The sequence below is a fragment of the Acinetobacter sp. V104_13 genome (assembly GCF_031798995.1).
Classification (GTDB): domain Bacteria; phylum Pseudomonadota; class Gammaproteobacteria; order Pseudomonadales; family Moraxellaceae; genus Acinetobacter; species Acinetobacter pittii.
In genome coordinates, this window is the sequence record NZ_JAVQNP010000001.1 from 15050 (window position 1) to 29027 (window position 13978).

The 13978-nt window shown below is 39.8% G+C and carries 13 protein-coding genes and 1 pseudogene; 5 read left to right on the forward strand and 9 right to left on the reverse strand.

Annotated features, from left to right (window positions below; all coding sequences use genetic code 11):
• Window positions 1-165: 165 nt before the first annotated feature.
• The 4 genes from RMB06_RS00095 (at window position 166) to RMB06_RS00110 (ending at window position 2555) form a co-directional block, all read left to right on the forward strand.
• Window positions 166-525, forward strand: a complete 360-nt coding sequence (locus RMB06_RS00095; RefSeq protein WP_311077776.1) for a roadblock/LC7 domain-containing protein — start codon at window positions 166-168, stop codon at window positions 523-525.
• 83 nt (window positions 526-608) lie between these two features.
• Window positions 609-1574: a hypothetical protein gene (locus RMB06_RS00100; RefSeq protein ID WP_311077777.1), complete on the forward strand. Its 966-nt coding sequence runs from the start codon at window positions 609-611 to the stop codon at window positions 1572-1574.
• Window positions 1575-1582: 8 nt separating this feature from the next.
• On the forward strand, window positions 1583-2143 hold the full coding sequence (locus tag RMB06_RS00105) for an ATP/GTP-binding protein (RefSeq protein WP_262442538.1): 561 nt from the start codon (window positions 1583-1585) through the stop codon (window positions 2141-2143).
• A complete protein-coding gene (locus tag RMB06_RS00110) occupies window positions 2136-2555 on the forward strand; it encodes a roadblock/LC7 domain-containing protein (protein WP_311077778.1) in 420 nt (139 codons plus the stop codon). Before RMB06_RS00105 ends, RMB06_RS00110 begins: the two co-directional genes overlap by 8 nt.
• 52 nt (window positions 2556-2607) lie before the next feature.
• On the opposite strand, the gene RMB06_RS00115 is transcribed toward RMB06_RS00110, so the two are convergent.
• Genes RMB06_RS00115 through RMB06_RS00140 form a run of 6 tightly spaced genes read right to left on the reverse strand, consistent with a single transcriptional unit; the run spans window position 2608 to window position 10949 of the window.
• A complete protein-coding gene (locus RMB06_RS00115) occupies window positions 2608-4548 on the reverse strand; it encodes an acetyl/propionyl/methylcrotonyl-CoA carboxylase subunit alpha (protein ID WP_311077779.1) in 1941 nt (646 codons plus the stop codon).
• Window positions 4549-4566: 18 nt separating this feature from the next.
• The gene (locus RMB06_RS00120; protein WP_311077780.1) at window positions 4567-5403 is read right to left on the reverse strand and encodes an enoyl-CoA hydratase-related protein; all 837 of its coding nucleotides are present in this window, start codon (window positions 5401-5403) and stop codon (window positions 4567-4569) included.
• A 16-nt stretch (window positions 5404-5419) separates the two neighbouring features.
• A complete protein-coding gene (locus RMB06_RS00125; protein ID WP_311077781.1) occupies window positions 5420-6577 on the reverse strand; it encodes an acyl-CoA dehydrogenase family protein in 1158 nt (385 codons plus the stop codon).
• Window positions 6578-6619: 42 nt separating this feature from the next.
• On the reverse strand, window positions 6620-8233 hold the full coding sequence (locus RMB06_RS00130) for a carboxyl transferase domain-containing protein (protein WP_311077782.1): 1614 nt from the start codon (window positions 8231-8233) through the stop codon (window positions 6620-6622).
• A 2-nt stretch (window positions 8234-8235) separates the two neighbouring features.
• Entirely contained in the window at window positions 8236-9123 is an 888-nt protein-coding gene (locus RMB06_RS00135) for an SDR family oxidoreductase (RefSeq protein ID WP_311077783.1), read from the reverse strand.
• A gap of 20 nt (window positions 9124-9143) precedes the next feature.
• Window positions 9144-10949 (reverse strand): acyclic terpene utilization AtuA family protein, encoded by a 1806-nt coding sequence (locus RMB06_RS00140; RefSeq protein WP_311077784.1) that lies wholly within the window; start codon window positions 10947-10949, stop codon window positions 9144-9146.
• Window positions 10950-11135: 186 nt separating this feature from the next.
• Between RMB06_RS00140 and RMB06_RS00145 the strand changes: the two genes are divergently transcribed.
• A complete protein-coding gene (locus tag RMB06_RS00145) occupies window positions 11136-11735 on the forward strand; it encodes a TetR/AcrR family transcriptional regulator (protein ID WP_014207711.1) in 600 nt (199 codons plus the stop codon).
• Between the two features lie 33 nt (window positions 11736-11768).
• On the opposite strand, the gene RMB06_RS00150 is transcribed toward RMB06_RS00145, so the two are convergent.
• From RMB06_RS00150 to RMB06_RS00160, 3 genes and pseudogenes are all read right to left on the reverse strand, one after another.
• Window positions 11769-12932, reverse strand: coding sequence for an acyl-CoA dehydrogenase family protein (locus tag RMB06_RS00150; protein WP_014207712.1), 1164 nt, complete (start codon window positions 12930-12932; stop codon window positions 11769-11771).
• Window positions 12933-13073: 141 nt separating this feature from the next.
• Window positions 13074-13637 (reverse strand): DUF4256 domain-containing protein, encoded by a 564-nt coding sequence (locus RMB06_RS00155; RefSeq protein ID WP_311077785.1) that lies wholly within the window; start codon window positions 13635-13637, stop codon window positions 13074-13076.
• 167 nt (window positions 13638-13804) lie between these two features.
• Window positions 13805-13978: pseudogene (locus tag RMB06_RS00160) on the reverse strand (DUF2007 domain-containing protein); the annotation flags it as partial.

Below are 13978 nucleotides of genomic sequence, written 5' to 3' on the forward strand. Positions count from 1 at the left end.
ATAATATTTTTTATAATCTGACATTTTCTGTCACTTATTTCCCAAAACAACAATTTCTCTATTTCTTTGATTTATTGACTTCAAATTGAGCAGAAATATAATGAATTTCAACTACTTTTAGGAAAAAGTAGTAAATATAATTTTAGAATCCTGAGAGATAAAAACATGGCTAAACTTTCTTTAGATAGCTTAACTGAAATTGATGGTTTTATTGCATCTGCACTTGTTGATTCAGAAAGTGGTTTATCACTTGCAACTCAAGGTGGTGGGGAAATTGATTTAGAATTGGCTGCTGCTGGTAATACAGAAGTCATTCGCGCAAAGCGCAATGTAGCTAATGCATTGAAGTTAAATGATAATATTGAGGATATTTTAATTACCTTAGGTAAGGCTTACCATTTAATTCGACCTTTAGAAAGTAATAATAATTTGTTCCTTTACTTAGTACTTGACCGTAGCAAATCAAATTTGGCTATGGCTCGTCATGAGTTAAAGTCATTTGAAAAAGAGCTCGATTTCAGTTAAGTGATTTAGTTTATGCTCTTTATATTCATTATAAAGAGCATAAAAAATCATTATATCAATTTATAAAAATTTAAAATGATACTATGGATAGTCATTGCATAAATATTGCAGTTTCAGGTTTAAGCTTAAAATTTTCAGATGAATTAAAAATATTAATCCGCAATCTAATATCAAATCAATATGGTATTAACTGGGTTAATATTTCCAGTAATCATATTGATTTATTAATCATTAACGAAAACTTTTTTGATGCAGATAATATTCAAAATATTCTTCACAAGAAAAAAATTCTTTATTTAAAAGTTACGAAAACAGCTTCAGAAAATAGAAATTCTATTTATGAACACACCTTACATCTACCAGTAGAAAAAACAGAACCTCTATTAGAATGGCTAGAGGACAATTTATTGTCCTCTTTAGATCAGATAAACTTTGCTGTAGTTTCTGATTTATCAAATGAGTCTCCATTCATTGATAATAAATTTATAAGGAATTTGCACAGTTCAGAAAACCCTAGGCTACACATCTTTGATGATAAAGGCACTTTAGCGATTATTGATAATAGAACTCAAATTGCTTGGTTGGAGCCCTCTCGTCAAAAAACACAAACTAATATGAGCTTTAACTTTGCTTTTGCAAAAACATCTGATTTTACTAAGGTTTCTCGTAAAAAAGATTATTATGTACAAGACTGGTTATGGAATCTGATTTGGACTTCAAACAATTTTGAGAATCTAGCCTCGAAGGATAGTTATTTTAAAATTGACTATTGGCCACAACCCTATCAAAAAGAATATAGAAAAGTGAGCCTACAACTCTCTGCTTGCTTTATACAGGGAGCAAAAATTACTGATGTGGCTAACCAGCTTAACATGTCAATTGATGATGTCTTGCACTTTGTTACAGCTTGCTTAATGGCAAATAATGGAAAATTTATTTCTGCGAATAAATGTGCTTACACACCAAATTTTTATTTAGAAAATTCAAATACAGACAATCATTTTTTTAAAAATTTTATAGGGAAGATTAGACGGCGTTTTGGTCTTTAAGGGAAGTTATGATTATACAGCAATATAAAATTGTCTTTGCAGGTAGTATGGGGGCAGGTAAAACAGAAGCGATTAAATCGCTATCTGAAATTCCAATTCTGGAAACAGAAGCATTCAACACTGATGTACAGAGCCACCAGAAAACCCAGACCACTGTAGGTATTGATTATGGTGAAATTACTTTAGATGATGGAATCAAAATCGGACTCTATGGCACCCCGGGACAAAGCCGTTTTGATTTTATATGGTCGGTCATTTGTGAAGGTGCAATCGGTGTTATTTTATTATTAGATCATAATAGTTCGAACCCAATTGCTGAGCTAGAAAGCTACTTAGAAACCTTTAAAAATTACAATGATAATATTGCGATTGGTATTACTCATGTTGACGAAAATAAAGAGTCATCACTTCAACAATATCGCAATTGGATAAAAGCAAAAGGATTACCGTATCCGTTGTTTTTTATTGATGCACGTGAGGAAGAACAAATTTTAATGATGGTTGAATCATTAATTGCATCACTTGAAGTCAAGGTAGGCTTAACATCTCAAGGGAATGATCATGCTTAGTATCCCAACTCAAAAACGGACCGCTCCAACACAGTTACTACAACTTGCAAAAAATGAAGCTCATAATATTTTGATGAATACACGAGGTGTAGACTTTGTGATGATTTGTTCTTCTGATGGTTTTGAATTAGCGACCGTAAGTCATAAAAACTACCGTAACACTACAAAATTAGCAGCGGTGAGTAGCTCAATTTTGGCAATGGTCACTGCATTTTTAAAAGAGATTCAACTCACTGGTTGTAACAACATTACTTTAGATGCAGATAATGGCAAAGCTATTCTGACCGCTATTCCTGCTGTTTATCACCCGATGGTTATGGTTACGCTAAGCAATAAAGAGGTTCTTTTAGGACAACTATTATATAGTCTAAAAAAAGCAAGTCAGTTAATTGCGGAAGCTGATGGCGAATAAATCAGGACTCCTCATTTAAAATAAATACCGCTCTATATGAGCGGTATTTTCATTAGACTTGAATAGTAAATAACATTTGCCTTTTTTTTACTTGCTGGCCTTGCTGTCCTAAAACCTCTTCCACTACACCATCAACATCAGCTTTAATCTGTTGCTGAATTTTCATAGCCTCAAGAACTAATAAAGTTTGACCTTTCATTACTTGATCACCTTTATTGACCAAAATATTCACCACAGCGCCATCCATGGGCGCACGAATTTTGCCATCACCTGCTACATCGGCAACTTCTGGTGCTGTATAAGTCACATTGCGAATCACAACATTACCATTATTCTGATCTAAATAAAGCTGCTCTCCATCCAATACGTATCGCACACGGCGGCGCACACCATTCAACAGATAGATCAATTGTTCTGCTGTTTTTTCAACAACCTCAATACTTACAGTTTGCTCACAGAGTTGTACCGTAAACGTGTTATTTACAGATGAAAGCTGCAATTGAACTTGCTGTTCATCATATTTAAGCTTTAATGGTAATGGTACACCTAGACCAGTTTGCCACACTGCCGTACCGTTACTTTGGCTAAATAATGCCGCAGCAATCGCCAATGTTTCTAAAGATAGAACCTGCTTATGTAAACTGCCGTCATCTTGAAAATGCTGCTGAATAAATGCTGTATTGGTATCACCAGCCACAACAACGGGATGACGCAGTAAATTGACCAAAAACTGCTTATTACTATTTACACCTAGCAACACACAGTCATCAACTGCACGCGCCAGTAAGCGAATCGCATCCTCACGGGTTTTCCCATATGCAATCACCTTCGCCACCATCGGGTCATAAAATGGGCTAACCTCATCAGTTGCCAACATGCCATGATCTATTCGTACATTTGGCAAAGTTGCGGGCTTCCAACGTAAGACTTGACCTGTTTGTGGCAAGAAATCTTGGCGCGGGTCTTCTGCATACAAGCGCACTTCGATGGCATGACCGTTTAAGGTCAATTCTTGTTGTTTTAAAGGTAACTGTTCACTATTGGCAACACGCAACTGCCATTCAACCAAGTCCAATCCTGTAATAAGCTCAGTCACAGGATGTTCTACCTGTAAGCGGGTATTCATTTCCAAAAAATAAAATGCACCCGATGCATCAAGTAAAAATTCAACCGTTCCCGCACCGACATAAGCACATGCTTTTGCCGCTGCTACGGCTGCCTCACCCATTTTCTGACGCAGTTCAGGCGTCATCACCGGACAAGGTGCTTCTTCAACGACCTTTTGATGACGGCGCTGGATTGAACAATCACGCTCGAACAAATAAACATAATTGCCGTGTGTATCACCAAAAACCTGAATTTCGACATGGCGTGGAGCAATGACTGCTTTTTCTAAAATCAACTCCCCCGAACCAAAAGCATTTTCAGCTTCTGAACGTGCGGTTTGTAATGCCTCAAACAACTCGGATGCTTGCTGTACCAAACGCATGCCACGACCGCCACCACCCGCCGAAGCTTTGACCATAATTGGAAAGCCAATCTGCTCAGCTTGAGTTGCTAAATATTCAAGGTCTTGTCGGTCACCTTCATACCCCGGCACACAAGGAACGCCCGCCTCAATCATGGCGATTTTTGAAAGGCGTTTACTGCCCATTAACTCAATTGCAGAAGCGGTAGGCCCAATAAATGTAATCTGGTTGTCGATACATGCCTGAGCAAAATCAGTATTTTCTGACAAAAAACCATAGCCAGGGTGAACCGCATCTGCCCCAGTTTTTTTGCATGCATCTATTATTTTGGTAATTGAAAGATATGACTCAGATACTTTTGAAGCACCAATATAGACAGCTTCATCGGCCTCTTGCACATGGCGAGCATGACGGTCTGCATCGGAATAAACTGCGACAGTTTGATAGCCCATTGCCTTAGCAGTTTGCATGACTCGAACTGCAATTTCTCCACGATTGGCAACCAGTACTTTTGAAAATTTCATTATTTTTATCCCTATCGCTTATGATTCATCAGCCCAATTCGGCAACCTTTTCTGAATAAAAGCCATCATTCCTTCTTGTCCCTCAGTACCACCAACTGCTTGAGCAAACTGCTGTGCAGCATCATCTAATAAACCACTCAAAGGTTCATTGAGCGTTCGATGTAACAGTGCTTTAGTTACACGCGAAGCCTCTGGTGCTGCACGTTTAATGTGTTGAATGGTTTCTTGTAAAGCTTGTTCAAGTTCGATTTCATTATGTGCAATTTGATGAACCACGCCGACACTCAGTGCAGTATGCCCTTCAAAACGCATGCCGAGCAAAGCAAGTCGACGCGCGTGTGTCAGACCAACGCGTTTCACCACAAAAGGAGCAATTTGCGCAGGAATCACCCCAAGCCCTGTTTCAGGCAAACCGAACTGAGCATTGTCACGGCTAATGGCAACATCGGAAACACAAGCCAGACCAAAACCACCACCTAACACTGCACCTTCTAAAATCACCACAACAGTCTGCGGCGCAGCTTCAACTTGCTCAAGCAAGGCACCAAAACGGCGGTTAAAGTCCACATAAGGTTGTAGACTGCCAACATTAGCTGCCTCAACACGTAAAGTTGCCATGTCTTTAATGTCACCACCCGCACAAAAAGTTCCACCTTCCCCACGGATAATTACCGCGCGAATTGAAAGGTCATCGCGAATGGCAGCAAAAACTTGCTGAATTGCATTGACCATATTCAAGTTCATGGCATTACGGCTCTCTGGGCGATTTAACCAAAGGTATAAAATACCGCTGTCCTGTTCCAATTGAATACTGTCATCTATATCTAAAACTTGTAGAGATGCTGAAAGTGTCATGGTGTATTCCTTATATTTATTTGTGCTTTTTAGGCAGAATATCCATCAACTTACAGATAATCCCTAGCATAATCTCATCTGCCCCACCCCCAATAGACCCTAGGCGGCCATCACGATACAGCTGCGACGCTGGGTTATCCCACATGAAGCCATTGCCGCCCCAGTATTGCAGACAACTATCAGCAACTTCACGAGTTAAACGTCCAGCTTTGAGCTTTGCCATAGACGCCAACATCGTGACATCCTCGCCCGCAATATGCTGTTCGCATGCTTGATAAGTTAATGCTTTGAGTGCTTCCACTTCGGTCATAAGTTCAGCAAAGCGGAAATGGATATATTGGTTATTAATGAGAGGCTGATCAAAAGTGGTACGCTCTTTGGTGTAATTAATCGTTTGCTGAATACAATGCTGCAAGCCGCCAATCGCATTAGCACATGCCCATAAGCGCTCTTCCTGAAATTGCATCATTTGCATCATGAAGCCCATACCTTCAACACCCACCAAGTTACGCTGTGGTACACGTACATTGTCTAAATAAACTTGTGCTGTGGTTGTTGAACGCATCCCTAATTTATTAAGTGGCTCTGAAAAACTAATCCCTTTAGTTTTTGCTGGCACAATAATCATTGACTTATTAACGTGAGGTTTATCATCAGACGTGTTGGCTAAAAGGCAGAAGAAGTCGGCCTGCAATGAGTTGGTAATCCACATTTTGCTGCCGTTAATGACATAGTCATCGCCATCTTTTTTTGCAGTTGTTTTAATAGCAGCAACATCCGAACCAGCATGTACTTCTGATACTGCAATGGATGCAACATATTCCCCTGCAATCGCTGGTGTTAAAAACTCATCACGTAATTCTTTACTACCAAAACGTGCCAAAGCAGGTGTTGCCATATCGGTTTGTACACCAATAGCTAAAGGCACCCCGCCACAAGCCGCATAGCCAATTTCTTCTGCAACCACGAGGTTATACGAATAATCTAACGCTAAACCGCCATTTTCTTCTGGCTTGCAGATTCCTAATAAACCAAGATCCCCCATCTTCTTAAATACTTCATGGATTGGGAAACGTCGCGCGGCCTCCCATTCTGGAATATGTGGATTCAGCTCATTTTGAACAAATTGACGAGCTGTACGGCGCAATGCTTCATGTTCATTAGTAAATTTCATTGTGTTATTCCTATTAATTTTTTTAATTGCGGTAAAGGTTGATTAAAAACGGGACACACCAAAACGAGTTGGATTTAGCTCTCGTTGCTGTGCTTCATAAATGGTCTGTAAAAGGAAAATTAATAATTTTCGGGTATCTCGCGGATCGATAATGCCATCATCATGTAGCATAGCTGTATTGAAAAGCGCGGTAGATTGCTGCTCTAATTTCATGGCCGTACTTTGCTCAAGAAAATCGAGCATTTGCGGATTCGGCTCCTGCCCTGAAGCTTTTTGTTTCCCTTCAGCAACAATACGTAATACTTTTCCAGCTTGTGCAGCACCCATTACAGCAACATGCGAATTCGGCCAAGCAAAAATAAAGTCTGGTGATAGGCTTCGCCCACACATCGCGTAATTGCCAGCGCCATATGACCCTGCTACAACGATCGAAATTTTAGGTACGGTACAATTGGCAACCGCTTGAATCAGTTTTGAGCCATGTTTAATAATGCCATTTTGCTCTGCATCGGTTCCCACCATAAAACCAGTGGTGTTATGTAAGAATAATAACGGGCGGTTAGTCTGTTCACATAAGTGAATAAACTGAGCTGCCTTCGCCGCCCCTTGAGGTGTAATCGGACCATTATTGGTAATAATACCGATATGTAATCCGCCAATCTTCGCCCAACCACACACCGTTAAATCATCATATTCCTGTTTAAATTCTAGAAAATCTGAATCGTCAATAATGCGGGCGACCACTTCTTTCATATCAAATGGTTGCTTAGGGTCACTTGGAATCACACCCAACAATTCCTCACTATCGTAACGAGGTTCTTTATAAGTCGTTTCAACTGGTTTGATTTGCTCTTTCCAGTTCAGGTGTTCAAAAATTTCACGTGCAAGTCGAATACCATCAGCATCATTTTCTGCTAAATATTCTGCTGTTCCCGCAACCTGCGAATGCATTTCTGCTCCGCCCAATTCTTCAGCTGTTGCTACTTCACCAGTGGCAGCCAAGAGTAAAGGGGGACCTGCAAGAAGCATTTCAGTTTGTTTACGTACAGCAATGACATAATCGGAAAGTCCGGGTTGATAAGCCCCTCCTGCCGTTGCATTGCCATGAACAACTGCAAGCTGTGGAATACCTGCCGCAGAAAGACATGCCTGATTGGCAAAGGTCATGCCGCCATAAGTAAATACTTCAGCAGCATAATTTAAGTTGGCACCGCCACTTTCGGTCAGCGTAATCAACGGGAGTTTTTGTTCTAAACCAATTTTTTGCAAGCGCAAGGTTTTCTGCACACCCATGGGTGACATGGTCCCGCCTTTAATCGCGCTATTACTTGCAGAAACCAGACAGCGCACACCACTGACAAAACCAATCCCAGCAATTACACCACCACCAGCTTCGGAGCCATCCTTGTCATCATGCATGTTGTAGCCAACCAAACCACAAAGCTCAACGAAAGGTGAATCAGCATCGAGTAACAATCGTACACGCTCATGCGGCAGAATCTTGCCCTTTTTATCGAATTTCGGTTTAGCAGCATACGATTTATCAATGCTTTTTTGCTGAATTGCACGGACTTCACTCAGTTGAGTAAGCAATGCCTCTTTATTCTTTTGATACTGTTCACTACCAACAGCAATTTCGGATTGGAGAATAGTCACTGTTACTCCTCCTCAGCCTCAGTCTTTTTCTGAAAAATTTCAGGAATAAACGCGCGATGGAAACCATTATAAGACCGACTATTTGTCGCATCAGCTAGTGGATACATTCGTGTTCCTTGCGATGCAGCGCCATCAATACGCAAAGTTACACCTGACACAAAAGCCGCAGCATCTGACAGTAAATAACAAATCGCCGATGAAACTTCTGATTCAGTTCCCATACGTTTTAACGGAACATTTCCAGCAAGGCTTGGAATAATCACTTTGGCAAAATCACCGCTATAATTATCCATACCGGATGACACAATCCACCCCGGTGCAACCGCATTTACACGAACGCCAGATTTGCCCCACTCAACCGATGCTGTTTTAGTTAAGTTATCAACCCCTGAACGCGCAGCACCAGAATGTCCCATCCCTGGCATGCCGCCCCACATATCAGCTGTCATGTTGACGATACTGCCACCATGTTTAGCCATCCATTGGTTATAAGCTTCACGCATTAAATAGAAAGTTGCATGCAAGTTATTACGCACCACTGCATCGAAACCATTCGCTGAAATATTCTCTAAAGCTGAGGGGAACTGGCCGCCAGCATTATTTACCAAGCCATCTAATTTGCCGAATTTCTCAATCACTTCGGCAATCATATTTTTCACTTGTTCTTCTTCACGGTTATCACAAACAATGAAATGAACTAAGCCCCCATCTTCTATAATTTCTTGGCTTACTTTCTCTAATTTTTCAATTTTTCGTCCTGTAATCACTACTTGTGCACCCAAAGCGGCAAGCTCATGTGCAGTACAACGGCCAATTCCTGAGCCACCACCTGTCACAATAATGACTTTATTGGCGAAAGCATCTGGTCTAAATATTGATTGATAACTCATCTTTGTTTCATCCATTCATTTTATTTTTCTAAAAGATGTGCCGGAACTTTAACAGGCATATCCAATAATTGCTGTGCAAATGCTTTGCCTTGTGGATCAATACGCAAACTTGCAACCCCACCACCGCCTAAAGCATTTTCCAGCATAAAATTCAGTGCATTTAAACCCGGTAACTCATAACGGATTACTCGCCCTTTCTCTGCATCCAAAACATGCTGCATATAGCTAGCAACCGCCTGTTCAGTCAGTGCCGCACGAATCCATGGTAAATATTCTGCTTTACGCGCAATCACACCGATATTGCTATGATTGCCTTTATCACCACTGCGGGCATGCGCAATTTCAATCAAAGGAACTTCAATTTCATCTCCTTGATAAACTGCATTTTCACTTGCCGTCAATGTAGGCAATTGCTCTGTATAAACCCCTTGTGGAATTTCAACTGCGTGACGTTGGCCATCAAAATCGATTTCAACATTCAACTGATTTTTATCGATTAAAAATGAAAATAATTTAATCACTGGAGATGCTTTTGGACGCCCTCCCACAATCCCAGCCAAAGCTGGAGCCATACCTGTTGAAGCCTGTGCAATTTCAGATGCAAAGAACATACAAGCTTCTTTAAACATGTGTTTCACAGCTATTTTGACAACAACTTCACGGCTATTTAATGTTTGGGCATGTGCTCCATAGGTACTTTCAATACCTAAGATTTCAACCGACTTTTCACTAAATGGCGGCACCGAACGCATTGCTAAAACACGCTCACACTTCGTCAAAATCGCATCGGCAATGACTTGTGCTTTTTGTGGTGCCTCACGTCCTGCAATTAAAAAACTCACTAAAACCCGATAACCATCAGGATAAGTTGCACTAACTTTATATTGCGCAGTCGGAGCTTGCCCTTTTGCACCCGTCACACGAACTCGGTGCTCCCCAACTTGTTCTAAATGCACTTGGCTGAAATCAGCAATTACATCGGGTAGTAAATACGCTTTAGGATTACCAATTTCATAAACAATTTGCTCTGCAACTGTAGCAGTAGAAACCAGACCACCTGTACCTTGAGGCTTAGTTACAACAAATGAGCCATCTTCACTCACTTCAACCACTGGAAAACCCATGTTGTCGAAGCCCTGCACCAATTGCCAATCGGTAAAATTACCACCCGTACATTGGGCACCACATTCAATCACATGACCTGCCAACGAACCTTGTGCTAATTTGTCATAGTCATCTAAAGACCATTGATATTCATGAAGTAAAGGGGCAAGCACCACAGCAGAGTCAACCACACGGCCAGTAACTACAATATCGGCGCCTAAGTCTAAGGCATTGCGAACAGCCACCGCCCCTAAATAAGCATTACTACTCGCCACTTGTTCTGGCAAAGCTTCCCCACTAAACATTTCCCGAATATTTTGCTGTTTGAGGTGCTCATGTTGCGGTAAAAGATCATCACCTAACACCACAGCCACTTTCAGATCTAGATCATATTCTTTAATTATTTTTTGCAAAGCATCTCGACATGCCAATGGGTTAACACCACCAGCATTACTAATGACCTTAATCTTTTTTTCTGCAATTTTTTTAAGTAGAGGCGCCATCACCCGACTGACAAAGTCCAAAGCATAACCATGTTTCGGTTCTACCATTTTCGCTTTTGCCATAATCGACATGGTGATTTCTGACAAGTAATCAAAAACCAAATAATTAATATCGGCTAAATGTACTAATTGGAAAGCGGCAGTATTGGTATCCCCCCAAAAACCTGAGGCACAACCTATTTTTACGACACGCTTATCATCCTGCTGATCACTTGCCATTTTATTTCTCATTATTTTGTTTAAAAATTACACTCAACATTACCAAGCAAGCGCTTGGTTTGTAAAGAGCAAAATGTTATTGTGAAATTGACTAAAACTGCCAAACTCGACAATTAGCCTAAAACATGGTGAGATTTAGCAAAATTTTTTCCGTAAATATTTTTATATAAAGGATCCAGCTTTCGTATGATTGCTACTTCAATTGAACAGATTCCACATATTTCTTGCTTTGACGATAGCCCGCGTGGTCGTTTATTACAGGGAGCTGCCTATCTATTTCACAAACAAGGTTATGATAAAACCACTGTCCGCGAACTTGCTCAATTTATTGGAATTCAATCAGGTAGCTTATTTCATCACTTCAAGAGTAAAGATGACATCCTCGCTCATGTAATGGAGCAAACTATCATTTACAATCTTGCTCGTTTAGCAGAGGCAGCAGCTCAATCTACCGATCCAGAACATCAATTACGAGCTCTTATTAAAGCAGAACTCATTTCAATTACTGGAGATACTGGTGCAGCCATGGCTGTTTTAGTTTATGAGTGGTTTGCGCTGTCAAAAGAAAAACAAGATTATCTTTTAGAAATGCGTAATGAATATGAACAAATCTGGTTAGATGTCATTGAAAAGTTACGTACTCAAGGCAAAATAAAACATGATGCCTTTATTTGGCGAAGATTAGTTGGTGGTGCGATTTCATGGACTGTCACTTGGTATAAATCTGAAGGTAAAGTCAAAATTGATGAGTTAACCGAAATGGTTTGGGAGATGGCATTAAAATAAAAAAAAGGTGGCTCAATAACCACCTTTCAAGAATTAATAACCAAGCTGTTTACTAATTAAATCTTTCATAATTTCTTCAGCGCCACCGCCAATCATATTGACCTTTACTTCACGGTAAATACGTTCAGACTTAGTACCTCGCATAAAGCCCATACCTCCCAATGTTTGTACAGCCGCATCAGCACAAAATTGCATAGTACGAGTCGCAACATTTTTAAGCATTGAAATTTGTGCCACCAACTCAGGCCCTTGTAACTTCTGCTGAGTCATTTTCCATGCAGTTTCTTCAAGTAATGCCCGTGTTGAGGTCAATTGTGTTGCCATATCTACCAATTTATGACGAACGACTTGATGGTCTATTAATCTCTTACCAAAAGTTTTTCGTTGCTGTGCCCAATCTAAAGCTTCTTCATAACAGACCAATGCATAGCCATACGCCACTACACCCAAGAAAAAACGCTCCATATTAAAGTTATTCATAATAACTTTAAAACCAGCATTTTCCTTACCGAGCAGATTTGATGCAGGTACTCGCACTTGATCAAAATGCAAATGAGCTGTATCAGAAGCCCACCATCCCATTTTCTTTAAAGGTGTTTTAGTAATTCCCTCACTGTGCGCATCAACGAGCAACATTGAAATGCCTTCAGCACCTGTTTTGGTTGGGTCTGTACGCACCGCAACTGTATAATAATCTGCACGAATTCCCGATGTGATAAATGTTTTCTCACCCGAGACAATATAGTAATCACCGTCTCTGACAGCCTTGGTCTGCAATGCAGCGACATCAGAACCACCACCTGGTTCTGTAATCGCTAATGCTGAAATCTTTTCTCCAGAAATAATCCTTGGTAAAACTTTTGACTTTAGTTCTTCACTTCCAAAATGCTGAATCGGTGGTGCTCCAATGGTATGTACCATAAGCGAAATATGCACACCGCCTGAGCCAGCCTTCGCCATTTCTACACCAGCCAGTAATGAATAAAATGGATCTGCATCGGGAATACCGCCATATTCCCCAGAAAATCCTAAACCTAATAGACCAATTTCAGCAGCCTTTTTATATAGCTCTCTTGGGAATGTCTCAGTCTCATCCCATTCATTAACGAAAGGAGCCATTTCTTTTTGTACAAATCGACGAACATTATCAGCAAAAGCAATATGTTGTTCATTATAATAAATTGGGTTTGGTTGCATTTCGACAGGTGTCCTGATGTTTTTATTTAATTCCAGAACACATCTTGTCATGTTTGCCATCAATCAAAAGTTGCAAGAATCTCCATTTTCTTGGCATAAAACATCAAAGCCTATTCTTTTTATTCAAATACAATGCAATGCCTATACTCTTAAGCAACAACGGAAACCACGGGCAGCATAATAAGACTGCGCTCCATTATGATAAATAAAGATACGACCATATCGACGATCAGCAAAAAGTGCTCCATCTAGTTTACGAATCTCATTTGGGGTTTTGAGCCAACTTGATGTTTTAAGATCAAACTCTTCAATTTCTTGTAGTTGGTAATATTGCTCTTCTGTTAAAAGTTCAACTCCCATTTCCTTAGCTACATTTATTGCGCTATTTTTAGGAGGATGATCTTTTCTAGATTCGAGAGCCTCACGATCATAGCAAAGGCTTCTACGACCTTTAGGTGTCTCAAGAGAGCAATCTACAAATAAATATTCGTCTTTCTGCTGATCATAAGCAATAACATCAGGCTCCCCTCCTGTATTTTCCATTTCCAGCAATGACCAAAGTTTATCAGGAACCTTAATTAGTTTATTTTGCACATCCGACCACTCTATTTCTGTATGACGATGTGTATTTTTTTCAAATCTATTCTTTAATAATTCAAGGATTAACTCTATTTGCTTTTGAGTTAGCTGTTTTTTATCTACCATTAAATAAGTCCTTATATTTATTAAATTGAACGGCCATCAAAATAATTTATTTTATTTAATATCAATTGCTTATATGCACAACACATTAATTGCAGAGATATAACTAAATCCAATATCCCTACATCAGGTTCCATAATTAAGATAATCAATAATCTTTTACTACATATTTAATTCCAAAAGTGTCCACAACGCTTACATCTATTACCATTTTTAAAAGAAAATAAAGGTAGGCCGAAAAACATAAACGCTAAAAAGGCAGATTTTTTTCCTTTATTATTAACTTCTATATCCAAACTTCCACACTCAGGGCAACATTCTTTACTCTCCCCCAAACTTTTGTT

Bases quoted from the DNA above. Each gene is read 5' to 3' on its own strand.
- RMB06_RS00095 (WP_311077776.1), top strand. From the start codon at position 166: ATGGCTAAACTTTCTTTAGATAGCTTAACTGAAATTGATGGTTTTATT.
- RMB06_RS00100 (WP_311077777.1), top strand. From the start codon at position 609: ATGGATAGTCATTGCATAAATATTGCAGTTTCAGGTTTAAGCTTAAAA.
- RMB06_RS00105 (WP_262442538.1), top strand. From the start codon at position 1,583: ATGATTATACAGCAATATAAAATTGTCTTTGCAGGTAGTATGGGGGCA.
- RMB06_RS00110 (WP_311077778.1), top strand. From the start codon at position 2,136: ATGCTTAGTATCCCAACTCAAAAACGGACCGCTCCAACACAGTTACTA.
- RMB06_RS00115 (WP_311077779.1), bottom strand. From the start codon at position 4,548: ATGAAATTTTCAAAAGTACTGGTTGCCAATCGTGGAGAAATTGCAGTT.
- RMB06_RS00120 (WP_311077780.1), bottom strand. From the start codon at position 5,403: ATGACACTTTCAGCATCTCTACAAGTTTTAGATATAGATGACAGTATT.
- RMB06_RS00125 (WP_311077781.1), bottom strand. From the start codon at position 6,577: ATGAAATTTACTAATGAACATGAAGCATTGCGCCGTACAGCTCGTCAA.
- RMB06_RS00135 (WP_311077783.1), bottom strand. From the start codon at position 9,123: ATGAGTTATCAATCAATATTTAGACCAGATGCTTTCGCCAATAAAGTC.
- RMB06_RS00140 (WP_311077784.1), bottom strand. From the start codon at position 10,949: ATGGCAAGTGATCAGCAGGATGATAAGCGTGTCGTAAAAATAGGTTGT.
- RMB06_RS00145 (WP_014207711.1), top strand. From the start codon at position 11,136: ATGATTGCTACTTCAATTGAACAGATTCCACATATTTCTTGCTTTGAC.
- RMB06_RS00150 (WP_014207712.1), bottom strand. From the start codon at position 12,932: ATGCAACCAAACCCAATTTATTATAATGAACAACATATTGCTTTTGCT.
- RMB06_RS00155 (WP_311077785.1), bottom strand. From the start codon at position 13,637: ATGGTAGATAAAAAACAGCTAACTCAAAAGCAAATAGAGTTAATCCTT.